This is a genomic window from Nocardia vinacea (genome assembly GCF_035920345.1).
In the GTDB taxonomy this organism is placed as follows: Bacteria; Actinomycetota; Actinomycetes; order Mycobacteriales; family Mycobacteriaceae; genus Nocardia; species Nocardia vinacea_A.
In genome coordinates this window covers 4864912-4889777 of the sequence record NZ_CP109149.1, presented here as the reverse complement: position 1 = coordinate 4889777, position 24866 = coordinate 4864912, and the positions used below count along the sequence as shown (strand labels likewise).

The 24866-nt window shown below is 66.6% G+C and carries 19 protein-coding genes and 1 pseudogene; 17 read left to right on the top strand and 3 right to left on the bottom strand.

Translation table 11 applies throughout. The features are described from left to right. Positions 1 to 19: 19 nt before the first annotated feature. The 3 genes from OIE68_RS22415 to OIE68_RS22405 are packed head-to-tail and all read left to right on the top strand — an operon-like array spanning position 20 to position 1391. Positions 20 to 976, top strand: coding sequence for an electron transfer flavoprotein subunit alpha/FixB family protein (locus OIE68_RS22415; protein WP_327101301.1), 957 nt, complete (start codon positions 20 to 22; stop codon positions 974 to 976). A 15-nt stretch (positions 977 to 991) separates the two neighbouring features. Further along, positions 992 to 1153 carry a hypothetical protein gene (locus OIE68_RS22410; RefSeq protein WP_327101300.1) on the top strand — a complete coding sequence of 54 codons (162 nt, stop codon included), beginning with the start codon at positions 992 to 994 and terminating at the stop codon, positions 1151 to 1153. Further along, positions 1143 to 1391, top strand: coding sequence for an ABC transporter permease (locus OIE68_RS22405; RefSeq protein WP_327101299.1), 249 nt, complete (start codon positions 1143 to 1145; stop codon positions 1389 to 1391). Before OIE68_RS22410 ends, OIE68_RS22405 begins: the two co-directional genes overlap by 11 nt. Before the next feature lie 37 nt (positions 1392 to 1428). Here OIE68_RS22405 and OIE68_RS22400 read toward each other — a convergent pair whose 3' ends face one another. After that, positions 1429 to 2286 carry a LysR family transcriptional regulator gene (locus tag OIE68_RS22400; RefSeq protein ID WP_327101298.1) on the bottom strand — a complete coding sequence of 286 codons (858 nt, stop codon included), beginning with the start codon at positions 2284 to 2286 and terminating at the stop codon, positions 1429 to 1431. A 111-nt stretch (positions 2287 to 2397) separates the two neighbouring features. Between OIE68_RS22400 and OIE68_RS22395 the strand changes: the two genes are divergently transcribed. The 7 genes and pseudogenes from OIE68_RS22395 (at position 2398) to OIE68_RS22365 (ending at position 11372) form a co-directional block, all read left to right on the top strand. After that, positions 2398 to 3669 (top strand): NAD(P)/FAD-dependent oxidoreductase, encoded by a 1272-nt coding sequence (locus OIE68_RS22395; protein ID WP_327101297.1) that lies wholly within the window; start codon positions 2398 to 2400, stop codon positions 3667 to 3669. Between the two features lie 198 nt (positions 3670 to 3867). After that, complete coding sequence (locus OIE68_RS22390) at positions 3868 to 4695, top strand: GNAT family N-acetyltransferase (RefSeq protein ID WP_327101296.1); 828 nt, start codon at positions 3868 to 3870, stop codon at positions 4693 to 4695. 5 nt (positions 4696 to 4700) lie between these two features. Further along, positions 4701 to 5750, top strand: a complete 1050-nt coding sequence (locus OIE68_RS22385) for a lysophospholipid acyltransferase family protein (protein WP_327101295.1) — start codon at positions 4701 to 4703, stop codon at positions 5748 to 5750. A gap of 30 nt (positions 5751 to 5780) precedes the next feature. Next, positions 5781 to 6740, top strand: a pseudogene (locus OIE68_RS22380) (MFS transporter); the annotation flags it as partial. 108 nt (positions 6741 to 6848) lie between these two features. Beyond that, the gene (locus OIE68_RS22375) at positions 6849 to 7676 is read left to right on the top strand and encodes an FAD binding domain-containing protein (protein WP_327101294.1); all 828 of its coding nucleotides are present in this window, start codon (positions 6849 to 6851) and stop codon (positions 7674 to 7676) included. Then, complete coding sequence (locus OIE68_RS22370) at positions 7673 to 10390, top strand: molybdopterin-dependent oxidoreductase (RefSeq protein WP_327101293.1); 2718 nt, start codon at positions 7673 to 7675, stop codon at positions 10388 to 10390. The genes OIE68_RS22375 and OIE68_RS22370 overlap by 4 nt, the downstream gene beginning before the upstream one ends. 10 nt (positions 10391 to 10400) lie before the next feature. Then, complete coding sequence (locus OIE68_RS22365) at positions 10401 to 11372, top strand: antibiotic biosynthesis monooxygenase (RefSeq protein WP_327101292.1); 972 nt, start codon at positions 10401 to 10403, stop codon at positions 11370 to 11372. Here OIE68_RS22365 and OIE68_RS22360 read toward each other — a convergent pair. Next, positions 11369 to 14509 carry a multicopper oxidase domain-containing protein gene (locus tag OIE68_RS22360; protein ID WP_327101291.1) on the bottom strand — a complete coding sequence of 1047 codons (3141 nt, stop codon included), beginning with the start codon at positions 14507 to 14509 and terminating at the stop codon, positions 11369 to 11371. The two genes, OIE68_RS22365 and OIE68_RS22360, sit on opposite strands and share 4 nt — an antisense overlap. Before the next feature lie 252 nt (positions 14510 to 14761). On the opposite strand from OIE68_RS22360, the gene OIE68_RS22355 reads away from it, so the two are divergent. The 6 genes from OIE68_RS22355 (at position 14762) to OIE68_RS22330 (ending at position 22811) form a co-directional block, all read left to right on the top strand. Next, complete coding sequence (locus tag OIE68_RS22355) at positions 14762 to 15988, top strand: cysteine desulfurase family protein (RefSeq protein WP_327101290.1); 1227 nt, start codon at positions 14762 to 14764, stop codon at positions 15986 to 15988. Continuing rightward, positions 15988 to 17109, top strand: coding sequence for a tRNA 2-thiouridine(34) synthase MnmA (gene mnmA, locus OIE68_RS22350; RefSeq protein WP_327101289.1), 1122 nt, complete (start codon positions 15988 to 15990; stop codon positions 17107 to 17109). Before OIE68_RS22355 ends, mnmA begins: the two co-directional genes overlap by 1 nt. Before the next feature lie 193 nt (positions 17110 to 17302). Then, the gene (locus OIE68_RS22345; protein ID WP_327101756.1) at positions 17303 to 18355 is read left to right on the top strand and encodes a methionine synthase; all 1053 of its coding nucleotides are present in this window, start codon (positions 17303 to 17305) and stop codon (positions 18353 to 18355) included. A gap of 485 nt (positions 18356 to 18840) precedes the next feature. Beyond that, a complete protein-coding gene (ligA, locus tag OIE68_RS22340; protein WP_419150783.1) occupies positions 18841 to 20940 on the top strand; it encodes an NAD-dependent DNA ligase LigA in 2100 nt (699 codons plus the stop codon). An 84-nt stretch (positions 20941 to 21024) separates the two neighbouring features. Next, positions 21025 to 21723: an SDR family oxidoreductase gene (locus OIE68_RS22335; RefSeq protein WP_327101288.1), complete on the top strand. Its 699-nt coding sequence runs from the start codon at positions 21025 to 21027 to the stop codon at positions 21721 to 21723. Beyond that, the gene (locus OIE68_RS22330; protein ID WP_327101287.1) at positions 21720 to 22811 is read left to right on the top strand and encodes an S-adenosylmethionine:tRNA ribosyltransferase-isomerase; all 1092 of its coding nucleotides are present in this window, start codon (positions 21720 to 21722) and stop codon (positions 22809 to 22811) included. The genes OIE68_RS22335 and OIE68_RS22330 overlap by 4 nt, the downstream gene beginning before the upstream one ends. On the opposite strand, the gene OIE68_RS22325 is transcribed toward OIE68_RS22330, so the two are convergent. Further along, entirely contained in the window at positions 22798 to 23163 is a 366-nt protein-coding gene (locus tag OIE68_RS22325; RefSeq protein WP_040693724.1) for a hypothetical protein, read from the bottom strand. The genes OIE68_RS22330 and OIE68_RS22325 overlap by 14 nt on opposite strands. Positions 23164 to 23338: 175 nt before the next feature. Between OIE68_RS22325 and OIE68_RS22320 the strand changes: the two genes are divergently transcribed. After that, positions 23339 to 24583, top strand: a complete 1245-nt coding sequence (locus OIE68_RS22320) for an ATP-binding protein (RefSeq protein WP_327101286.1) — start codon at positions 23339 to 23341, stop codon at positions 24581 to 24583. Positions 24584 to 24866: the final 283 nt, after the last annotated feature.

The window sequence follows — 24866 nt, the reverse complement described above, 5'->3', positions numbered from 1 at the left end:
TGCTTAGGAGAGAACACAAATGGCAGAAGTACTTGTGCTCGTCGAGCACGCCGACGGTGCGATCAAGAAGGTCAGCACCGAACTGCTCACCGCCGCGAGCGCGCTGGGTGAACCCGCCGCCGTCGTGACCGGCCCGGCCGGTACCGGCGAGAAGCTGGCCGACGCGCTGGCCGCCGCGGGCGCCGCGAAGATCTACATCGCCGAATCCGACGATGTCGAGAACTTCCTGGTCACCCCGAAGGTCGACGTGCTCGCCGGTCTGGTCGAGTCGATTTCCCCGGCCGCCGTGATCGTCGCCGCCACCGCCGAGGGCAAGGAGGTGTCGGGCCGCCTCGCCGCGCGCATCGGCTCCGGCCTGCTCGTCGATGTCATCGACGTCAAGTCCGACGGTTCGGTCGTGCACTCCATCTTCGGTGGCGCGTTCACCGTCGACGCCAAGGCCACCGGCGACGTGCCGGTGATCTCGGTGCGTCCGGGCGCCGTCGAGGCCACCGCCGCGGCCGGTGCGGGTGAGAAGGTGACCGTCGAGGTGCCCGCGCAGGAAGAGGGCGTCGTGAAGGTGACCTCCCGCGAGCCGATCGTCGGTGGCGACCGTCCGGAGCTCACCGAGGCGGGCATCGTCGTCTCCGGTGGTCGCGGTGTCGGTTCCGCCGACAACTTCGCGGTCGTCGAGGCGCTGGCCGATTCGCTCGGCGCCGCCGTCGGCGCTTCGCGTGCCGCTGTCGACTCGGGCTACTACCCGGGCCAGTTCCAGGTCGGTCAGACCGGTAAGACGGTCTCCCCGCAGCTCTACATCGCCCTCGGCATCTCCGGCGCCATCCAGCACCGCGCCGGTATGCAGACCTCGAAGACCATCGTCGCGGTCAACAAGGACGAAGAGGCCCCGATCTTCGAGATCGCGGACTACGGCATCGTCGGCGACCTGTTCAATGTCGCCCCGCAGCTGACCGAAGCTGTGAAGGCGCACAAGGGCTAGTCCCGCGCTGTTCGAGTGGCCCCGGCTGGTAACGGCCGGGGCCACTTGCGTTTTCATGCGGCCGCGTGCGGGTGGGATAACCTGCGGATCGTCGCCGAGGGGTCGCCCGACGAACTCGAGCGCCGCATCTCCGGTGACGTGGTGAGCTTCGAAATCGATGACGGCGGTGCTCAATAGTCTTGTGGTGCCGCTGATGCTGCTGTCCGGCATTCTGCTGCCGTTGAGCGTCGGGCCGGGCTGGTTGCGCACGATCGGCAAGGTGAATCCGTTCTCGCACACCGTCGATGCGGCCAGGGCCCTGTTCCGCGGTGACTTCGGTGCGTCCGAGGTGTACCTCGGGACCGTGCTCACGCTGGCGGTCGCTGCGGTGGCGATGTTGATCGGCGCACGTAGCTTCACCCGCGAGAACGCCTGACACCGATGCCGCGAGATCTGCTCGGTGACAGCAGATCTCAGCGGCGGTGTAATCCGGACAGCAGCGTGGTGAGGATCGGGGAGCGGCGCGCATCGCTGCGCAAGACAGCGGAGACCGGGATCCGTAGTCGGTGCTCGGCGAGGTGCAGGACGACCAGGCCCTCGGTCGGGCTGTCGGCGTAGAGCACCGTCCAGGCGTCCGGGCGATTGATCAGCTCCATGGTCGCGGTGTGGTCCGGTGGAATCGGTGGACCGAGGGTGGGGCCCGCGGCCAGATCGGCGAAGGCGGCCCGAATCACATTGTGCAGCAGGACCTGTTCCTGCTCAGGCGGGAGCAGCAGCGGATACGGGCTCAGGTCCGCCAGCGTCACCTGGTCGCGTGGGGCCAGCGGATGGGCGGCGGAGGTGGCGATGACGAGGTCCTCGATCCACAGCTTCTCCACCGCGAGACCGGGCTCGTCGACACTGCCGCGGATGAGGGCGAGATCGCAGTCGCCGTCGGCCACCGCGGTGATCCGCTGCCGGAACGGTTTGATGACGAATTCGATCTCGGCATCCGGATGCGCGGCGCGCGCCCCGGCGATCGCGGAGAGGGATCGGGTCGCGAAGGACATATTCGCGGCCAGCCGGATGCGATGACCGGAGGTGCGCACGGTGGCGCGAATGGCCGACTCCAGACTGAGCATCTGTTTAGCCAGGGGAAGTAGCCGCATGGTCGCGTCGGTCGGCACAACGGCCCTGGTCGAACGCTCGAACAAGACTACGCCGAGGTCACGCTCCAACCGGGCGATCTGATGGCTGATCGCCGATTGGGAGATGTAGCAGCGGGCCGCGGCCCGGCTGAAACTCAGCTCCTCGCACACCGCGACGAAGTAGGTGAGCTGGCGAAGCTCCACTTGATCTCCAATTCATGAGCAATCCAGATAAGAGTCATATCTATTATGCGCCTGAACACCTGAAATATCTGCGGTTCGAATGACGGTTGGTAATGAGAGAAGGAGGCTGTCATGGAACACGCAGATGTTGTCATCGTTGGATCGGGATTCGGGGGGCTTGCCGCCGCTAAGCAGTTGGCCAAATCGGGCATCAATTACGTTCTTATCTCGAGTACTCCGGAGCATCTCTTCCAGCCGTTGCTCTACCAGGTCGCGACAGGTGTGCTGGCGTCGCACGAGATCGCCCCGCCGATCGCCTCGGTGCTGCGCAGGCATAGAGAGGCCGATGTCCGGCTCGGCAAGGTCATCGCCATCGACGTCGACAACGCGGTGCTCACCTACGAGCACGACGGCGAGCGCACACAGATCCGCTACGGCTCGCTGATCGCCGCCACCGGCGCCTCGCAGTCGTATTTCGGGCGCGACGATTTCGCCGATAAGACGTTCTCGCTCAAGACCATCGACGATGCGAAGCTGCTGCGCGCACAGATCGAACGCGTCTTCACCGAGGCCAAGGGCGCGGATGCGGAGACCCGCAAGCGACTGCTGAGCTTCGTGGTGGTCGGCGCGGGCGCGACCGGTGTCGAGGTCGCCGGTCAGCTGAAGGAACTCGCGAAACGGCACTACCACCAAGAAGTTTCGGTGACCCTGGTCGAGGGTGCGGGCGAGGTGCTGCCGCCCTTCGGTGGCGGACTCTCGGAATACGCGAAGGCATCGCTGACCAAGAGCGGTGTCGAGGTGCTGCTCGGCACCTTCGTGACCGATATCGAATACGGCAAGGTGACCGTCAAGGACAAGCAGGGCATCGAGCGCCGGATCGCGGCCGAGACGGTGGTCTGGTCGGCGGGTGTGCAGGCGGGCGGGTTCGCACAGATCCTGGCGGAGGCAACCGGCTGCGAAACCGACCGCGCCGGAAGGCTTTTGATCAATCCGGACCTGACCGTCGGCGGACATGCCGATATCTACGCCATCGGCGATATGACCTCGCTCAACGGCTATCCGGGCCAGTCGCCGGTTGCCATGCAGGAGGGCAGGCACGCCGCCGACATCATTCGCCACAAGAAGCTCCCCGGCACTCCGTTCAAGTACTGGGACAAGGGCAGCATGGCGGTGATCAGCCGGTTCAGCGCGGTGGTGAAACTCAACGAGCACATCACCTTCCGCGGCGTCATCGCGTGGACCATGTGGCTCGCGGTGCACCTGCTGTACCTGGTCGGGTTCCGCAACCGTTTCGCCGCCGTGGCCTCGTGGCTCGTCGCCTTCATCGGCACGGGTCGCCCCGGTTTCGACGAGGTGGAGCAGACGCCGGACCTGGTCGGTCTGCCGGCGCGCGACGCGGCCTGAGCACCGCGATGCCGCGTGGCCGAGGACACAGAATGGTCCTCGAGCAGGCAAAAGGCGGCGAAAGCGATGCGGTAATCAGAACGATGCACGACGGTTCGGTAAACGCTTGGTGTGACCATCATCTCGTTCACCGAACCGGCATCGAGGCGACACTTCGAGGTTGCTCCGGCGCAGTTTCTGGCTGGCTTCATCACGGATATGACTATTTCGTCCGTGTTGACAGCCCCGGCTCGATCGACGGACTCCGGGGAGGAACGGTCGCGCTACTCGCTGGTCGTTTCCTCCGATTCGGAGCACCGCCTGGCCGCACAGCGGCTGCGCTACGGCGTCTTCGCCAGCGAGCCCGGCTTCCAGATCCCCGATAACGGAACCGGGCTCGACGCGGACCGGTTCGACGAGTACTGCGACCACCTGTTGGTTCGCGACGACCGGACCGAGGAATTCGTCGGGTGCTACCGAATGCTGCCGCCGGACAAGGTGATCGCGGCGGGCGGTTACTACACAGCCACGGAATTCGATCTGTCCCAACTCGATCCGGAGGGCAATCGGATCGTGGAGATGGGCCGCGCCTGCGTGGTCCCCGACCATCGCAACGGTTCGGTGCTGACGCTGATGTGGGCGGGCATCCTGCACTACATCCAGCTCACCGGATACGAGTGGGTGATGGGCTGCGTATCGGTGCCGATGCAGGACACTTCCGCCGACCCGCCCGGGGTGAACGTGCGCGGCGTGCGGGACATGCTGCTGGGCCGACATGGATCCGATCCGGAGCGGCGCGTGCATCCGCGCAACCCGGTGGTCGTCGACGGACTGACGCTGGACGAGATGACCCCACCCGCGCGCCCGAAGCTCCCGCCGCTGCTGCGTGGTTACTTGCGCCTGGGCGCGGAGATCTGCGGTGAACCGGCGCACGATCCGGATTTCGCCGTCGCCGACTTCGTCGCGCTGCTGGGTCTGGACACGATCAACACCCGCTACCTCAACCGATTACAAGACGCCGCCAATGCACTCGACGGGGGACGGTGAGGTAGATGGTGTTCGACGCGCCGCCCGCAGAGAGCACCGCGCACGCGTGGATGCCGTCGAGCCCGTGTGGGCCCGGCTGCATCGATCCGGTCGACGAGATCGGCACCGCCCGGGTTGTCGGCCGTCTGCTCGGCGTGGCCGGGCTGCTGGTCAGCTTTCCGATCGTCAACGTCGTCACGCCGCGCGGCATGCGCGAACACCTGCAGCGGCGTTATGCGCGAACCGTCCTGAGCTGTTTGGGGATTCGGCTGCGCATTGTCGATAACCGCGCGGGGCACCCGGCCGATGCAAACGGATCCGCTGCTGCCGAGTCGAGGCAGGCGCGTTTCGCCGAACCCGGCGCGGGGTTGCTGATCGTCGCCGGTCATATCGGCTGGACCGATGTGGTCGTGCTGGCCGCAGTGCAGCCGCTCGGTTTCGTGGCCCGCGCCGATATGCTCGATTGGCCGCTGCTCGGCGGTCTGGCGAAGCTGATGCGGGTCATCCCGATCGAACGCGAACGCCTGCGCGAACTACCGGGCGTGGTGGCGAGCCTCGGTGACCGCTTGACGTCGGGGGATCGGATCGCGGTCTTCCCCGAGGGCACCACATGGTGCGGCCGCGCCTACGGCACCATGCGACCCGCGCTCTTCCAGGCGGCGGTGGACACCGGAACATCGGTGCAGCCGGTGCGTCTGCGGTATCTGGACGCGCACGGCACCCAATCGACCATTCCCGGATTCGTCGGTGACGACAGCTTCGGCACCTCGGCGAAGCGGGTCCTGCGCTCGCGCGGCATGGTCGCCGAGGTGGTGCTCGAGCCGGTGGAGAATCCCGGACTCGATCGCCGTGATCTGGCTCGCCGCTGCGAACAGGCGGTACGCGGCGCGGACCTGTCGCGTCACGGCGTCATCGAGGCATCGGAGTGGATCGAGGCGACGGCCACCCGGGTGCAGGATCCGGAGTCGGCCGAGGCACAGCAGCCGCGGCGGCCATCGCGGCGGTTGCGACCGTTCCGCCGCAGGGGCTTCGGCCACCAGGTTGCCGAGAGCACGCCAGCGGTGTCGACAGACTGATCGAAGGGCACGACGTCCTCGTTCGGGGCGGCTCAGCTGTGGCAGATCATGGTGTTGCAGGTGATCTACGGCGGGGCGCAGGCACTGTTCACGCCGACGTTGGGCGGCATCGTCGCACAAATCGTGCCCGCCGACTCGCTGCGCGCCGCGAATGCCCTGGTCGCCATGTCGAGCAGCCTGGTCCGCGTTGTCGGCCCGGCATTGGGTGCGGTCCTCATCGCGGTCGCGGGACTCGGTGCGGCCGTTGCCGTCGATGCCGCGACCTTCCTGATCATCGCGGTTGTGCTGCTCCGGATCCGCCGACCGGCCGCGAGCACGCGGACGACACCGGAACCCCTGTCGACCGCACTGCGAACCGGCTGGCGCGAAGTGGCGTCTCGAACCTGGCTGTGGACCTCGATCGCGAATTTCACCGTATTCAGCGCGGTGGCGGTGCCCGCGGTACTCGTGCTCGGGCCGCAGGTCGCCCAGCTGGAATTCGGCGGTCCGGACGGCTGGGTGGTGATCATGGCGACCTTCGCCGCGGGTGCCGTACTCGGGAGCGCCGTCGCGCTGCGCGTATCCGTCGCGCGCCCGGCCGCGGTCTGCGCGGTGTTGCTGGCCGTCGCGGCGGCGCGGCCCGCGCTGCTGGTCAGCGGGCTCGGTTTGCCGATCATCGGCGGCTACAGCGCGTTGTCCGGAGCCGCCGTCTCGATGGCAATGGTGTACTGGCGCACACTTTTACAGGAGCGGATACCGCTGGCGGTGCTATCGCGCGTCAGATCGATCGATGATTTCGGCTCGACGCTGCTCATACCCGTCGCCTACCTCACCACCGGCCAGCTGGCGGCGTACACCGGGCTGCACGGGGGAATGGTGCTACTCACCGCGCTCGCGCTCGCCGCCAGTGTCGCGACCGTCGCTGTGCCAGCCGTTCGCCGCGTGTCCGGCAATACCGATACGGTGGCTGCGGGATTGCTGGCCGGGTCACACCCGGGTCGGGTACGTTGACCCAAGGCGAGTACGTGATCGGCGATGCCCCCAAAGGGGCGGAATCGTCGCGTGATCGAACTCGGCGGGCGATCGGCGGCACGGCACCTTCTCCGAGGGAGCGGCGCTATGGATCTCAATACGATCACCGATCTCGTTCGGCGACCTTCCGACCGACCGGGCGCGGCTTGGCGCGACGGCGACGCGTGGCTGGCCGGGGGGACGTGGTTGTTCTCGACCGAGCAGCCGGATCTGCGCCGTCTCATCGATCTCACCGCACTCGGCTGGGACAGCCTGGTGCCGAGCGCGGTCGGTCTCGAGATCGGCGCGACGTGCACCGTTCGCGAGCTGAATTCCTTTGCGCTGCTGAGTGACTGGGCCGCCGGGACACTGTTCACCACCTGCTGCGAGGCGTTCCTGTCCTCGTTCAAGGTCTGGAATGCGGCGACGGTGGGCGGCAATATCTGTATGGCCCTGCCCGCGGGCCCGATGATCACGTTGACCGTCGCGCTCGAAGCCACATACACCCTGTGGGCTGCCGATGGATCCGAACGCACCATCAATGCCGCCGACTTCGTCCTCGGCGATCACCGGAACGTCCTCGGCCCCGGCGAGATCCTGCGCCGCATCGATATCCCGGTCGCCGCGCTTCGCAAGCGGTGTACGCATCGGCGCTTCAGCCTGACACGCCTGGGCCGCTCGACGCTTTTCCTGATCGCCACCCAGTCGCCGGGGACCGCGGACCTGCTGCTCACCATCACCGCGGGCACGACCCGCCCGGTGCGCTTGGCGTTCGACGCCATGCCCGATGCCGACGCGCTGCGCGAGCGCATCGACGCCATCCCCGAAGACCTGTGGTTCAGCGACCCGAACGGCACACCCGACCATCGGCACCACCTGGCCGGGTACTTCGCCGAGCAGATCCGCGTCGAGCTCACCGAAGGCGGTCGGCCGTGACATACACCGTGAACGGAAACACCTTCGACGCCGAGCCGAATCCGGGTCAATGCCTGCGCACATTCCTGCGCTCGCTCGGCTGTCACGGCGTCAAGAAGGGGTGCGACGCGGGTGATTGCGGCGCTTGCACGGTATGGCTGGACGGCGATCCCGTGCACAGCTGCATCACGCCCGCCTTCCGTGCCGAGGGACGCGCGGTCACCACTATCGAGGGCCTCGGTTCGCCCGAGGACATGCACCCGATGCAGCGGCAGTTCCGCGACGGTCCCGGCTTCCAATGCGGCTTCTGCACCGCGGGCATGATCATGACCACGGTGGCGCTCACCGACGCCCAGCGGCAAGACCTTTCGCGCGCGCTCAAGGGCAACCTCTGCCGCTGCACCGGCTACCGGGCGATCGAAGACGCGGTGCACGGTGTCGCCGAGATCGAGGTCGCCCGGCCGGGCCGAGTAATCGGGACCAGCGTCGGAACCCCGGAGGGCGCCGAGGTGGTGACCGGTCGCGCCGAATTCACCATGGACACCGAGATCGACGGCTTGTTGCACCTGAAGATGCTGCGCTCTCCGCATGCCCATGCCCGCATCGTGTCGATCGACAAGACCGCGGCGCTCGCGGTTCCCGGTGTGCACCGCGTTTATACCTGGGAAGACGTGCCGCGCAAGCGCTTCACGACCGCGATCCACACCGATCACCTCGTCGATCCCAGTGACACCTACATCCTCGACAACGTGGTGCGCTTCGTCGGTCAACGCGTGGTCGCGGTGCTGGCCGATACCGTTGGTGCTGCCGAGGAGGGCTGCCGCAAGGTGGTCGTCGAGTACGAGGTACTGCCCGCGGTTTTCGATCCGGAAGCGGCGATGGCCGACGGCGCTCCCCAATTGCACGGCTCGCATGATCCGTTCGTGCACGATCCCGAGCACAACATCCTGCTCGAGATCCACGGGCACGTGGGTGATGTCGAGGCGGGCTTCGCCGAGGCCGATGTGATGCACGAGGGCACGTATTTCTCGCCGCGCGTACAGCATGCGCATCTCGAGACGCACGGATCGATCGGGTGGATCGAGGACGGTCGCCTGCATGTACGCACCAGCTCCCAATCGCCCTCCATCGCCAAGAAAAAGCTCGGCTATCTCTTCGACCTGCGTCCCGATCAGGTGCGCGTGTTCTGCAAGCGGGTCGGCGGCGCGTTCGGCGGTAAGCAGGAGGTCATCACCGAGGATTTGGTCGCCCTTGCCGCATTGGATACCCGGCGGCCGGTCTGTTTCGAGTTCACGCGCGAGGAGGAGTTCACAACGGCGTCACCGCGGCATTCCATGTCGCTGACCGTCAAACTCGGCGCGCGGGCAGACGGCACGCTCACCGCGATCCAGGTCCGCAACGTGTCGAACACCGGCGCCTACGGCAACCATGGCGGCGAGACGCTGTTCGCCGGTGGGGCCGCTATCGCGACCTACCGCTGCCCCAACAAGAAGTTCGACGCATATTCGGTCTATACGAATACTGTGCCCGGCGGCGCACTGCGCGGCTACGGCATGACCCAGCCCGCATTCGCGATGGAGTCGGCCATGCACGAGCTGGCGGTCGCGCTCGATATGGATCCGCTCGAGCTGCGGCGGCGCAATATCGTGCGTCCCGGTGACGGTCTCGTCGCATTCGACGACGGCCCGGACGATGTCATGTTCCGCGAGGACGGCCTCAGCCGGTGCATCGATCTCGTCGATGACGCACTGCGGCGCAACACCGCCGAGCCGCCACCGGGAGCCGAGTGGCTGATCGGCACCGGCACCGCCAGCACGCTGCACGAAACCGCGCCCCCGACCGACCACCTCTCCGAGGCCTGGCTGACTCTCGGCGACGACGGCAGCTACGAGCTCGCCGTCGGCACCGTCGAATTCGGCGAGGGCACCCCGACCGCACACGTGCAGATCGCGGCGGACCGGCTCGGCACCACACCGGCCCGGGTGCGCCTCGTGCAATCCGATACCGACCGAACGGGTTTCGATACCGGCGCATTCGCCAGCGCCGGACTTTTCGTCGCCGGAAACGCGGTGCTGCGGGCAGCCGAGGCCCTGCGCGATCGCATCCTGTTCTTGGCGGCCGAATATGCGCGGGTCGATATCGCTTCGTGCGCGATGGACGACACCGGGGTCGTCTGCGGTGACAGCCGCATATCGCTGTCGGAGCTGATCGAGGTGGCGCGCCGCCGCGGCATCCGATTGACCGAGGCCCGCAAGGCCTTCGGATCGCCGCGCAGTGTCGTTTTCAACACCCACGGCTTCCGGATCGCCGTGCACCGGATCACCGGTGAGATCCGAATCCTCTACAGCGTGCACGCCACCGACGCCGGGGTCCTCATCAACCCGGCGCAGGTGCGGGGTCAGATCGAGGGCGGTGTCGCGCAGGGCATCGGTTTCGCGTTGACCGAGAACTTCCACGTCGACGCGAACGGCGCAATGGTCAATCCGAACCTGCGCAACTACCGCATCCCGGCCTACGCCGATATTCCCCGCACCGAAGTACTGACGGTCGACTCCGCCGATTCCGTCGGGGCGATGCACTCGAAAGGCATCGCGGAGTGCTGCGTCAACCCGGTCGCGCCCGCGCTGGCCAATGCGCTGGAGGACGCGACGGGCGTCCGATTCCGCGCGCTGCCGCTCACCCCCGAGCGCATCTATCGGCGACTCACACCGGTTCCGGCGCGACCCGAGCTGTGAGGAGACTGCGATGGGAGCCGGGAAACTCACCGACAGTGCGGCGACGGTCATCATCGGCCAGAAGGTGCGCCCGGGTTTCGAGAAAGCATTCAAGTCGTGGCAGGAGGACCTGAACGCCGCGGCATCGGGTTATCCGGGATTCCTCGGAGCCGAGATCGCCGCTCCCACCGCGGTGCAGTCCGAATGGGTCGTGGTCTACCGCTTCGACTCCGTCGGTCGTCTCCAGGATTGGATAAACAGCGCTACCCGGCAGGAATTCCTCGACAGCGGGCAGCATTACTTCGACGGCCCCGCCACCCAGCAGGTCATCAGCGGCGGCACGCGACCGGTGGATCCCCTCGTGACGGTCGTGGTCACCCATCGTGTGACACCCGACAGCGTCGCGGATTTCCTTGCGTGGCAAGCAGATCTGAGCCGGGAGGAGGCGAAATTCGAAGGCTTCCGCGGCACCGAGCTGTTCCGCCCGATCGAGGGTGTGCAGGACGAGTGGACGGCGCTCTACCGCTTCGATACCGCGGCGAACCTGGCCACGTGGCTCACCTCGAAGCGGCGCCGCGAGCTGCTCGCCGAGGGCGAGAAGTTCAGCGACTTCGAGCTGCGCACCATCGATAACTCGTTCGGCAGCTGGTTCGCCTTCGGCGAGAACGGCAACGAGACTGCGGCTCCGTCGGATACCAAGACCGCCATCGCGGTGTGGGTGGGGCTCTACCCGACCGTCGTGCTGCTGACCCTCGCACTGTCACCCCTGAAGATGCCGCTGTGGCTGGGGTTGCTGATCGGCAACTTGTTGTCCAGTTTCGTGATGAGTTACTTCACGATGCCGTACTACGTGAACCGGTTGCTGCGATCGTGGCTGCGCCCGCCCCCCGATACACCGGCGGCCAAGACGAACCGCCATGGCATCGCCATAGTCGTCGCCGTCATGCTGGCGTGGGTCGTCATCTTCTACGTGGTGACGACCAAGCTGTGGTCGTTGCCCTAGCGGCCACCTAGCGGTGAAGGCCCAGTCGGTGCGGGAATCGTGCTCAACAGCGTGGGGGTCAGGGTTGTGGCATGCGGGTCGGCTCGGTCCAACCCGAACTTTCGGATCTCGCCCGCGTTCCCGGCCTGCCCGCTGACGAGCAGATCCGCGCCGGAAGTCGTGCTGGTGGTCCCCACCCGCACCCCGCCGGTGAACGGGACGAACGACGCGATCTCGCGGAACGCGACCGTGCTCGCATGATGGTTCGGGCTCTCGGTGTACATGACGGGCTGTCCGTCGAGCCGTGACCCGCTCGACCACACCCGCACGGTGCCGTCGCCGCCGAGCATGCCGGTGACGATGCTCTTCGCCCCACCCTCGGCACCGGCCACCCACCCTGTCGAAAGTGCGACACCGTCCCGGTAGCTCTCGTCGAAGGCCAAGAACTCCGAGGTCATCATCGGCTCGCCGGAATGATCGGTGTGGTTGTCGTCCTTCGCCGCCGCGGTCGGCTTGTACAGGTCATAGCGGAAGGCCTTCACGCGCGGCGCGTCGCCGGGACCCGGAGCGGTCACGATGCCGGCCCGGCCCGACGCGGTATCGACCATCCCGGTGGCGACCGTGGCCCCGGTCGTCGATCCGGGATACGGCGTGAAGCTCGAATACTGCTCGGGCGCCTTGCCGCGCTCACCGGGCAAGGTCGAGGAGAACACCTTGACCTGCGATTCGATGCCGGGACCCGAGCCGACGATGATGTTGTCGGCCAATGCGTTGCCATCGATATCGGCGCCCGCGACGTTCACGCCGCCGCGGAAGTCGGGTCCGAACGGCGCGAACCGAGTCAGTTCGATGTTGAAGGCCGCGCCGTTGTAGGCCACGACCTCCGAGCTCACTCCCGCACCGGTACCGGCCACCAGATCGAGCACCCCGTCACCGTTCACATCGGCCATCGCGACCGTCGGTGTGCCCTCGAACGAAGGGAACGGCGTGACCGTCGCGACCAGCCTGTCGCCATTGCCGTCGTATATCTGGACTGTCGCGGGTTTACCCGGCGAACCCGGTATCGCCACCGCATAGGTAGATACCTCGGGGATTACATTGACGAGCGCCATCAGGCCGTTGTCCTCGTGATTGAGTCGATGGCAATGGATTACGAAGGTGCCGGTGTACTCGGTGAACTTCATGCGCAGCGTCATCGAGGCGGGCACGAGCGGGTTCTCGTTCTCGTCGGTGACCGGGGCGGGCACATTGACGTTGTCCGCACCCCACATCTGCACGCCGGTCCTGGTATTCGCCACCGGATCCACGATTTCCATCACCTGCATGTCGTTCACGTGGATGTGCATCGGGTGCTCGTCATTGTTCAGGTTGGTGATCAGCCATTCCTCGACCGACCCGAGTCGCGGCTGGAGCAGCGGGATATTCGGGAAGGTGTTGTCGTCGAACTCGTAGGTGAACGCCTTGGGATCGCTGCTGCTGGCCTTCTCGTTGCCGAAACCGCCCGTAACCGTCAGTGTGCGCCGCACGTCGGGTGGTACGGCCGACGTGTCCACGAACGAGGTGTACGCGTCGAGCTGCTGGCCGGGCACGAACGGGGTGGTCTTGCCCGTGCCGTCGTCGGGCCGCACCTGAATGAGCTTCTGGGTGGGGAAGATGAAGAAGCCGTCCTCGTAGCTGATGAACGAGGGGTCGACACCGAGTGTGCCCACTACGGCCGGAGGGTTGTCGGTGCCGTTATTCGTATAGAGCACACCGGGATTCGTGACCGGGCGGGCGCGCGGCAGGGGTGGCATCTCGAGTACGAGATCACCGGTTGTCGGCATTGTCACCGCGATCGCGTACCGCGACCCCGGCGGGATGACGAGACGGGTGCCGTCGCCGTCGACCGGCGGGTGGACCTCCGAGAAGGGAACGCCGTCCTGGCCGACGATCGCGAACTTCGGATGGCTGCCCGTCGCGGTCTCGGTCAGCGTGACCGGCATGTAGGCGAAGTCGCTGATATTCGCGAGGACCCAGATCTCGGTCTGCCCCGGGCTCAACTGCAACGAGGGCTGGAACTGTCCGTTGATCGTGAACTGCACATCGCGCTGATTGTCGGGCAGCGTCGGGTCCGCCGGTACCGCGATGGGCGGCTGGGTCGCCGGTTCGCTGGTGAAGCTCTGCAGGTTGCTCGGTACGAATTGGGTCTGCCCCCGATGGTTGGCAGGCGACAGCGGCCCGCTGTGCCAATTGGTGACGTACCGGGAGCCCTCGGTCGTCTCCGCGAAGTTCACCGGGGCCAGGCTCGGCCGGTAGGTGCCGTCGGCGAGCTGCGCTCCCTCCGGCGGCCGCAGTGTGCTCACATACTGCGGCCAGTTCGGGTCGTTCAGCTGGTGGCCGCGGCCCTTGCGGTCGAAGACGAAGTTGTACTGCAGCGCCATATCGCGGATCGGGATGTGGTTCCGCGTCACCAGCGGCAGGTTGCCGTCGGGCCGCCCGATTTCCAGCAGACCCGCCAGCCCCCTGTAGGTCTGCTGCGCCGTGACCGTGTGGCGATGGCTGTGGTACCAGTACATGCCATTCGGCATGCTCTTCGGCACCGCATAGTCGAAGACGTTGCCCTTGCCCGCGGGGATGTCGAGCAGGACATTGTCGGCGTTGCCGTCGGGGCTCACGTGCAGTCCGTGGGTGTGCAGGTTGAGGGGCGAGGCGGTGAGGGCAGGCGGGTAGATCGGTACATCCCCGCCGACAGGGGTGAAGGCCGGGTTGTAATAGTCCCTGATCGTCAGCCCCTGGAGATCATTGTCGAAGTGCACGATCAAGCGTTCGCCCGGATCGACATGCAGCGTCGGCGCCGGGTAGCCGTTGTCCCCCTTGACCGAGCCGTCCGAGGCGGTGCCTCGGATGAGCTCATAACCGAAGACCAGGAAATTCGAAGCCGGTTTCGAGACCGTGTCGAGGGCGACAGTGCCCTGATGCGCCGACAGCCGCACTTCGAGCACGCCGTCCTTGCTCGTCAGCTCGACCGGCTCCCGGTACGCGACCGGGGCGGCATGGGGACCGGTGTTACCACCGCCCGATGTCGTGGACCGATCGGACGTACACGCTGCGATCAGCAATGTGATCGACGCGGCGACCGCAACGATCGTGACAATCGGCCTCCTGCGATGAGTGACCATGGGTTCCCGTTTCCACACCGGCGGCTGGGTTCCGAAGCATCGATCGACGACCCAAAGACTACTCAGGAAGCGAATCCCCTCGCTCGGATTTGCCGTGGGACCAGGCGCTGACCATCGAGGACGCGCCGGGGCGGGGAATACCGGAAGGTGGTCATCGGGTTGCGCATCATGGGTGAGTCGCGGACAAATCGGCGAAAGCGGCGGGATACCCCGAAGATGTGCAGGTCAACGGTGGGATAGGCTTTGACGGTCATGAAGTCGGCTTTTGCGGGTCCGGTCCACGGGGCGCCCCAGACGGTCTACCTCGATCATGCGGCGACCACTCCGATGGTGCCTGCCGCGATCGAGGCGATGACGGCTGCCCTCGGGATGGCGGGCAATGCCTCGTCACTGCACGGTTCGGGACGTGCGGCCCGGCGGATGCTGGAGGAGGCACGCGAGTCGATCGCCGCCGATCTGGGCGCCCGGCCATCGGAGGTGATTTTCACCTCCGGCGGGACCGAGAGCGACAATCTGGCGATCAAGGGCATCTACTGGGCCCGCCATGATGCCGAACCGCGCCGGACCAGGATTATCGCGGGTTCGACCGAACATCACGCCGTCATCGATGCCGTCGAGTGGCTGGAGCAGCACGAGGGCGCGCAGGTGACCTGGCTGCCGGTCGACTCCGACGGTGTGGTGTCGCTGCGGGTGCTGCGCGCGGCGCTGGCCGAACATGTCGACGAGGTCGCGCTGGTGACCATCATGTGGGCCAACAACGAGGTCGGCACCATTGCGCCGATCATCGAATTGGCCGCGGTGGCACAGGAATTCGGCGTACCCATGCACAGTGACGCGATCCAGGCCGCCGCGCAGCTGCCGATCGATTTCGCGGCGAGTGGGCTTTCGGCGGCGAGTTTCGCCGGGCACAAGGTCGGCGGGCCGCATGGTGTCGGCGTGCTGCTGCTCGGCAGGCAGGTGCCGTGTGTGCCGCTCTTGCACGGCGGCGGGCATGAGCGCGATCTGCGTTCCGGGACTTCGGATACTGCCGCGGCCGTCGGACTCGCCACCGCACTGAACCACACGGTGACCGAGTTGCCGACGCGCACAATGGAATTGATCGCGCTGCGGGACGCGTTGATCAAGGGCATCCGCGATGCGGTCCCGGATGCGGTGCTGAGCGGTCCGGATGGTGTGCGTCGGTTGCCGGGCAATGTGCACTTCACTTTCCCCGGCTGCGAAGGTGATTCGCTGCTGATGCTGCTGGACGCGGCGGGGATCGAATGCTCTACCGGGTCGGCCTGCAATGCGGGTGTGGCCACCCCGAGTCACGTGTTGATCGCGATGGGCGTGCAGCCGTGGCAGGCCCGCGGTTCACTGCGCTTTTCGTTGGGGCACACCTCGACTCGCGCCGATGTGGACGCGGTGCTGAATGTCTTGCCCCAGATTGTGGAAAGGGCCATGGCCGCGGGTCTGGCCGGTGCGAAGGGAGGTGTCTGATGCGGGTACTCGCCGCGATGAGTGGTGGTGTGGATTCGGCCGTGGCGGCGGCACGTGCCGTCGACGCTGGTCACGAGGTGGTCGGCGTACATCTGGCGCTGTCCGCGACACCGGGTACCCTGCGCACCGGTTCGCGCGGTTGCTGCTCGAAGGAGGATGCGGGCGATGCCCGGCGGGCCGCCGATGTGCTCGGAATCCCCTTCTATGTCTGGGATTTCGCGGACCGCTTCAAGGAAGACGTGATCGACGATTTCGTCGCCGCCTACGCCGCGGGTGAAACCCCGAATCCGTGCCTGCGCTGCAATGAGAAGATCAAGTTCTCCGCCCTCGCCGACCGTGCGGTGGCCCTCGGCTTCGACGCCGTGGTCACCGGCCATTACGCCCGGCTCGAGGACGGTGTGCTGCGCCGTGCCGTCGATGCCGACAAGGACCAGTCCTATGTGCTCGCGGTGCTGACCGCGCAGCAGCTGGCGCGGGCCATGTTCCCGGTGGGGGACACCGCTAAGCCGCACATCCGCGCCGAGGCGGCCGAGCGCGGGCTCGCGGTGGCGAATAAGCCCGACAGCCATGACATCTGCTTCATCCCGTCCGGTGACACCAGGGCCTTCCTCGGCGCGAAGATCGGCATTCGGCCGGGTGCGGTTGTCGACGCCGACGGGCAGGTGCTCGCGAATCACGAAGGCGTGCACGGGTTCACGATCGGTCAGCGCAAGGGGCTCGGGCTCTCAGGTCCGGCCGCCGATGGTAAGCCGCGCTATGTCACCGAGATCGATCCCGACTCCGGCACCGTCCGCGTCGGTTCGGCCGAGGAACTGCAGGTGTGGACCATCCAGGCCGACCGTGCCATCTGGACGTCCGGTGCCATGCCGGAGGGTCCGATCGAGTGCGTGGCGCAGGTGCGCGCGCACGGCGGTACCGCACCAGCCGTGGCCGAGGCCGTCGACGACGGGCTGATCGTGCGCCTGCGCGAGCCGCTGACCGGTGTGGCCCGCGGCCAGGCCGTCGTGCTGTATCGCCCGGATACGTTGGGAGATCAGGTGATCGGCAGCGGCACCATCACCGGTACCGCGCGCGATGCGTCGGATTCTGTGAGCAGCGCGGGCGCGAGCACAAGGCAGTGAGTGACGCCGACATCGAGCGGCGTGGCAATCGAGATCGCTTCGTCCCGGCGCAGACCGGGATCCACCACACAAATGGGGTGCATACCCCGCATAGGGGCAACGCAGTGAGCGAGCGTCAGCGAGTGAGCCATCGGTACAGTGCGCGATTGCGCACGACGGAGCCGAGCGTCGGCGAGGCGCAGTCGTGAGCGAAATTGCCAAGGAAGCGGGCGAAATCGAGGCTCAGGAACCGGTGCGGATTCGCGGCGGGATCGCAACTGGTGTCGGATCGTGGCCGGGTACGGATCCGCGGGAGGCCGCGGCCACCATTATCGGTGAGTTGCCGGATCTGCCGCATCTGGTCGAATTGCCCGGGCGCGGTGTGGGTTCGGACATGATCGGCCGCGTCTCTGCACTTCTGGTGGATATGCGATTCGACACCACCACGCGGGGGTATCGGCTGGCAGCCCGGCCCGGCGCCGTCTCGCGGCGGGCGCGCGATCTGCTCAGGTCGGATCTGGACGCACTCGAAGAGGCATGGGCGACAACGGGTTCGGTAGGCACGGTCAAACTACAGGCCACCGGACCGCTGACCCTCGCGGCCCAACTCGAACTCCCCGTCGGACACCGGGTCCTCACCGATTCCGGTGCGGTGCGCGATCTTTCGGAATCCCTGGCCGAAGGTCTCGCCCAGCACGTGGACGAGGTGCGCAAACGTCTCGGCGCGGAAGTCGTTCTGCAACTGGATGAACCATCACTGACCGATGTGCTGAACGGCTTCCTCCGCGGCGTCAGCGTGCTCAACACGGTGCGCGCGGTCCCCGAACCGGAGGCACTCGCGGTGCTGGACGCGGTCATCACCGCCCAGGCCGTCCCGGTCCTGGTCCACACCTGCGCCGACGAGCCCGCCCTATCCTTCCTCCGCAGCAGCGCGGCCACCGCCATCGGCTTCGACATGGACACCATTACCACCCGTGCACTCGACGATATCGGCGAAACCCTCGACGCGGGAAAGCAACTTGCTCTCGGCCTCGTTCCGACCACGCCGCCCGGCAAACCTCCGACCTGGCGTGATATCGCCGAACCCGGCGTCCGCCTCATCGACCGCCTCGGCCTGCGCCGCACTGTCCTGGCGACCCAGATCCTGGTCGCCCCCGCCTGCGGCCTGGCCGATGCCCCACTCGAATGGGCCCGCCGAGCCCTCCGGCTCTCCACCGAAGTAGCCCGCGCCTACGCCGAAGAGCCGGAGTCTCTCGACTTCTCCTGACACCAGGTACCGCGATTCGGCGCGGACCGCCCGTCGACAGGGCTATCGGCTCCGTATCGACAAGCCACGGCAGGGATGCCCTGGCTCGGTTGCTGCCGCCACATCTGGTGCGGGTGTATGCGCGGATCGTCGACACCGGGGTGCGCCAGCTGTACGGCGCGGTGCCGCTCACCGACCGCACACGGGATCTGTTCGACGACAATATGTTCGGCGTCTTCACCGCGATCACCGGTCCGGAGCGCACCTACCTCGGCGTCGCGCCAGTCGAGTTTGTCGTGCCGCCGCCGCAGCAGAGGGGCGGTGGCAGGCCCGTACGAGACGGAGATGATCGGCTACGGATTCGCGGCGGTGCGGGCGGGCGCTATCGACGGGCAACGTCACCTCGGACAGGATCCGCTGCCCTGATAGTCCGCCGCGACGTGCGGGAATGTGGCGGTGACTTGTCGGTGGGCTCGACTAATGTGCGTTGGGTGAGTGACAGCGACATTGCGGTTGAGCCGGCAACGGCGGAGCAGCGGGTGGAGTGGCAGCGGCTTGCGGACGAGGTTCGGGAGCACCAGTTCCGGTATTACGTGCGGGACGCGCCCATCATCTCCGACGGTGAGTTCGACAAGCTGCTGCGGCAACTGCAGGCGCTCGAGGACGCACATCCGGATCTGCGCACGCCCGATTCGCCGACCCAGCTGGTCGGCGGCGGATTCGCGACGGATTTCACCGCCGTGGACCACCTCGAGCGAATGCTGTCGCTGGACAATGTCTTCGACTTCGACGAGCTGCGCACCTGGGCCGGCCGGGTCGAGGCCGAGACCGGGTCGAATCTGCACTATCTGTGCGAGGTGAAGATCGATGGTGTCGCGCTGAACCTGGTGTACGAGAAGGGGCGGCTGGTGCGCGGCGCGACCCGCGGCGACGGCCGCACCGGTGAGGACGTCACGCTCAACGCGCGCACCATCGAGGACATTCCGGGCGAGCTGACCGCGACCGCGGAGTTCCCGATCCCGGAGCTGCTCGAGGTGCGCGGCGAGGTCTACTTCCGGCTGGAGGATTTCGAGACCCTCAACGCGGCGATCGTGGCCGAGGGCAAACCGCCGTATGCGAATCCGCGCAATACCGCGGCGGGTTCGCTGCGCCAGAAGGATCCGGCGGTCACCGCGCGGCGGCGGCTGCGGATGATCTGCCACGGTTTCGGACGCATCGAGGGCTACACCCCGACCTCACAGCACGAGGCCTACCGCGCACTTGCCGCATGGGGTCTGCCGGTCTCCGAGCACACCAAACTGGTGCAGGGCATCGATGCGGTGATCGAGCGCGTCAACTATTGGGGCGAGCACCGTCACGATATCGAGCACGAAATCGACGGACAGGTGATCAAGGTCGACGAGATGGCGCTGCAGCGCAGGCTCGGCTCGACCTCGCGCGCCCCGCGCTGGGCGATCGCCTACAAGTACCCGCCCGAAGAGGCCACAACCAAACTGCTGAATATCGAGGTGAACGTCGGGCGCACCGGCCGGGTCACCCCGTTCGCGGTGATGGAACCGATCTCCATCGCGGGCTCCACGGTCGCCATGGCCACCCTGCACAATGCATCCGAGGTCAAGCGCAAGGGCGTGCTCATCGGTGACACCGTCACCATCCGCAAGGCCGGTGACGTGATTCCGGAGGTGCTCGGCCCGGTGGTCGACGCACGCACCGGCGACGAGCGCGAATTCGTCATGCCGACGCACTGTCCGGAATGCGGCACCGAGCTGGCACCGCAGAAGGAGGGCGACGCCGATATCCGCTGTCCCAACCAACAGTTCTGCCCGGCGCAACTGCGCGAGCGGGTGTTCCATGTGGCCGGTCGCGGTGCGTTCGATATCGAATCGCTGGGCTACGAAGCCGCCAATGATCTGCTGAAGTCGAGCGCGATCACCGACGAGGGCGATCTGTTCGACCTCGACGAGGCCCGACTGCTCACCACCACGCTGTTCGCCAACAAGGACGGCGGCCTGTCCGCCAACGGCAAGCGACTGCTGGAGAACTTGCAGACCGCCAAGAATCGGCCGCTGTGGCGGGTGCTGGTCGGGTTGTCCATCCGGCATGTCGGGCCTACTGCGGCGCGGGTGCTGGCCAGGGAATTCGGCAGTCTCGATCGGATCCAGGATGCCGCGGTCGAGAAACTGGCCGCCGCCGACGGTGTCGGCCCGACCATTGCCGCCGCGGTCGCCGAATGGTTCACCGTCGATTGGCATCGCGCGATCGTCGACAAGTGGCGTGCCGCGGGCGTGCGGATGGCCGATGAGCGCGACGAGTCCATCGAGCGCACCCTCGAGGGTCTATCGATCGTGGTAACCGGGTCGTTGGAAGGGTTTTCCCGCGACGGCGCCAAGGAGGCGATCCTGGTGCGCGGCGGTAAGGCCGCGGGTTCGGTCTCGAAGAAGACGGCATTCGTGGTGATCGGTGATTCGCCGGGCTCCAAGGCCGACAAGGCGGAGGAACTCGGTGTGCCGATCCTCGACGAGGACGGATTCCGCAAGCTGCTCGAGCAGGGTCCGGCGGCGGTCACGCCGGAGACGGCCGCGGAGGACGCCGAAGCCGAGGAGTAGATATGCCGTCGGCGAATACTCCTTGACCTGAACCTGGCTTCAGGTATGACGATCGACTGGTAGGTAACTATCAGGAGATTCGATATGACTCACCGCTCTACCGCTCTGATCACCGGTGCTTCGGCGGGATTCGGTCTGGCTCTCGCGCGTTCGCTCATCGGGCGCGGCTGGCGAGTGATCGGCACCGCCCGCCGGGGCGACCGGCTGGCCCGGGCGAGGGCCGAACTCGGCGAAGCCTTTTTCGCGGTGCCGGGCGATATCACCGATCCGGCGCACCGCGCCGAGCTGGCCGAGGTCGCGGGCGAATTCGGACATCTCGACCTGCTCGTGAACAATGCGAGCAGGCTCGGGCCCAGTCCGATGCCGCGACTGGCGAACTATCCGCTCGATCAGCTCGAGCTGGTGTATCGGACCAATGTCATTGCCCCGCTCGCGGTTCTGCAGTTCGCGCTGCCACTGCTCGATCCGGATGGTGTCGCGGTGAATATCAGCTCCGATGCGGGCGTCGAACCATACCCGGACTGGGGCGGCTACGGCTCGTCGAAGGCTGCCCTGGATCAACTCACCGCCATCCTGTCCGCCGAACATCCGGAGCTGTCGATCTACTCCTTCGATCCCGGCGATATGCGCACCGAAATGCATCAGGCGGCATTTCCCGGCGATGATATCTCCGATCGTCCCGAGCCCGAGACCGTCGTGCCCGCGCTGCTGCGCTTGATCGAGCAGCGACCCAAGAACGACCGTTATACCGCCGCCGATTTCGCCGCGGGGGTCGGTAGATGACAACCGCGTTGAATGAATGGCCCGATGTTCTGCCACCCGAGCGCAATGCCGCCGCTCCGCCGGAGGCGCGCGGACTGGCTCGCGACGAGGTACGGATGCTGGTGGCGGCGGATCGCCTCACCCACAACACCTTCCGTGAACTGCCACAGCATTTGCACGCTGGTGACCTTGTGGTGGTGAACAATTCGGCGACACTGGCCGCGGCGGTCGACGGCACCCTAGACGGCTTGCCGGTCACGCTGCATTTGTCCACCTGGCTCAACGCGCCCGTCGACGGGGCGAGCGGGCCACCGGACACCTTCGGCGGTTGCGACGGACTGTGGGTCGTGGAGGTGCGCACCCGCGAACGCACGCCCTATCCACGTGACCTACACCCGGGCAACGAGATTCAGCTGCCGCAGGGTGCCACCGCCACCCTGCGTGAACCCTGGCTGCCGGGTGCCCGCCGACTCTGGATCGCTGAACTCAGCGCCGATCCCACCTGGCTGCTGGCGACCCACGGCTATCCGATCACCTACTCGTATGTGCCACAACGCTGGTCGCCTTCGTACTACACGACCGTCTTCGGTCGGATCCCGGGCAGTGCCGAAATGCCGAGTGCGGCACGGCCGTTCACGCAAAGGCTGGTGCTCGATCTGGTGACTTCAGGCGTCGCGATCGCGCCGATCACCCTGCACACCGGGGTCTCCTCACCCGAGGGGGGCGAACCTCCGAGCCCGGAGCGGTTCGCGGTGCCGGCGTCGACCGCACGTCTGGTGAACGACACCAAGGCGGCGGGTGGCCGCATCATCGCGGTAGGCACCACGGTGACGCGAGCATTGGAGACCACCGCCGATCACAACGGAATCGTGCATCCGGCCCGGGGGTGGACCGAACTGGTCCTCGGTCCGCAACACCCCGCCCGGGTGGTCGATGGCATCATTACCGGCTGGCACGCACCCGGCGCATCGCATCTGGAGCTACTCGTTGCGGTCGCGGGCGAGGCCGGCGTCCACGAGGCGTATGCAACCGCACTCGATACCGGATATCTCTGGCACGAGTTCGGTGACAGTGCGTTGCTATTCGGCCCCGGCGCTAGGAGGGGCTGATGCTCACGGTGGAGTCGAGCTGGCCACCGACCTCGATCCGCCCGCACTTACCGTTGCTGAGATCGAGATGCGCGTTCCTGGTCTTGGTCCGGCTCTTCTGGATGGTGGTGTCGACGATGACCTGGACCTTGCCCACCGAGCACACCTTCACGAGCGCGGGCGAGCCGTCGAAGCTGTAGGTGCCGCCACTCTGGCAGGTGTTGGTCTCGTCGTGGAAGAAGATCCGGGCGGTGCCGTCCGGACAGGGTGCCTCGGCGGCAGCTTGCGGCGGTCCGAGCACGACCAGCGGGCCGAGTGCGAGCGCGGCCGCGACGGAGCTGCGGGCCACTAGACGACTAATCGTCAGTTCCATCGTTGAATCCCTCATCAATACATTTCCGGCAGATGCCAGCGGGTAGCCGCGGCGCCTGCATGATAACGCGTGACGTGCGCATTTGTCCGGCGGAAGCCTGCTGAGCGACGTCTGTCCAGGCCTGTGAAGCGGGTGCGGTGTCGCGGTGCGCCGGGCGAACCGACAGGATGGCGGGATGCTGCGCAGTTTTCAGGTGACGAATCACAGATCGCTGGCCGAACGGCAGGACTTGCGTTTGAGCCGGGGGAGCGGACCGGTCGCGGTGCCGGTGACGGCGGTGCACGGTGCGAGTGCCGCGGGCAAGACGAGCCTGATCGATGCGCTGGGGCAGATGCGCGATGCGGTGTTGCATTCGGTGACCGGCTGGGATCCCTACGCGGGACCGGTGCGCGTACCGCACCGCGGATTCCCGGATCGCCCTTCGGAATTCGTGGCGAGCTTCGTCGCGGAGGGTGTGCCGTACACCTATGGGTTCCGCCTGGACAACGCGGATGTGACGGCCGAATGGCTCTATACGCATCCGCGCTCGCGCAAGCGAATTGTGTTCGAGCGCAATGGTGAACAGATCAAGATCGGTCCGATGTTCGAGGCCGCCCGCTACGGTATCGCCGCATTGTTGCCGCTGGTGCGGCCGAATGCGTTGCTGCTCAGTCTCGCCGGGCAGATGTATGCCGAGGCGCTGGTGCCCGCGTATCGGTGGTTCTCCGCGATGCTCGAGGTGCAGCACGGCGCGACGGATGCGACGGCGGTCGCGCATCGGCTCGGCAGTCATCTGTCCGCGGCACCGGACCATGCGGTGCGGCTGCTCATGCTGCTGCGCACCGCCGAACTCGGCATTACCGATCTGCTGATCGCCGAGCCGGACCCGATGTACGCAGACTATCTGCGCGAACTCGACGCCGATATCGCGGGGACCGGCAAACAGGTGGAGTTGTGTGCGACCTCACCGGCGCATGCTGACCAGTTGCTGCGGGAGAACGGCATCACCGAGGTCATGCTCGAACGCGAGCTGAGCAATCTGAAGGCCGCGCGCGATGCCCTCTACACCCGGATGGTCGAGCGTCGCGGCGTCGGCCTCGGACTGGTGCACGCCGGCATCGACTCCGCCTTCGACATCACCGACGAATCCGCCGCAACCCTCTCGATGCTGCGTTTGCTCCCGACCATGCTCGACGCACTGGACTCCGGCCGGGTGCTCGCGATCGACGATATCGGCGCGCACCTGCCGGTCGAGGAGACCGATCGGCTGATCCAGCTCTTCCAGAATCCGGAGACCAATTCCCGTGGCGCCCAACTGATCTTCACCACGAACAATCGGTCGCTGATCGATCGCGCGAACGGTCGCTCCCAGCGCACCCGCACCGCGGTCTGGCAGATCCGCCGCACCGATCACGGCACCAGCGAACTCGCCTCGCTGTAGTCAGCTGCATCGGTCACATGAGGCCATCGGTCGCCGCCGGTGCGCGTCCGGTGCTGCGGTTCCGAGCACTGCTGCGGTCTAGGTGCCCGGACCGAGCATTGGTGGCCTGGTGCGGTCCGCGGTATTGGTGAGCGTGCTGCGCTGGCGTCGGTTGCCGCGGCATCTAGTGCCTCGTCCAGATCTTGCTGCGCCACCCGCTCCGGCTGCTCGCCGAGCGTAGTCATTTGGCAGTCAATGCGGCGTGGGCGACCACCATTCGACTGCGTTCGACGGACCCTCGAAC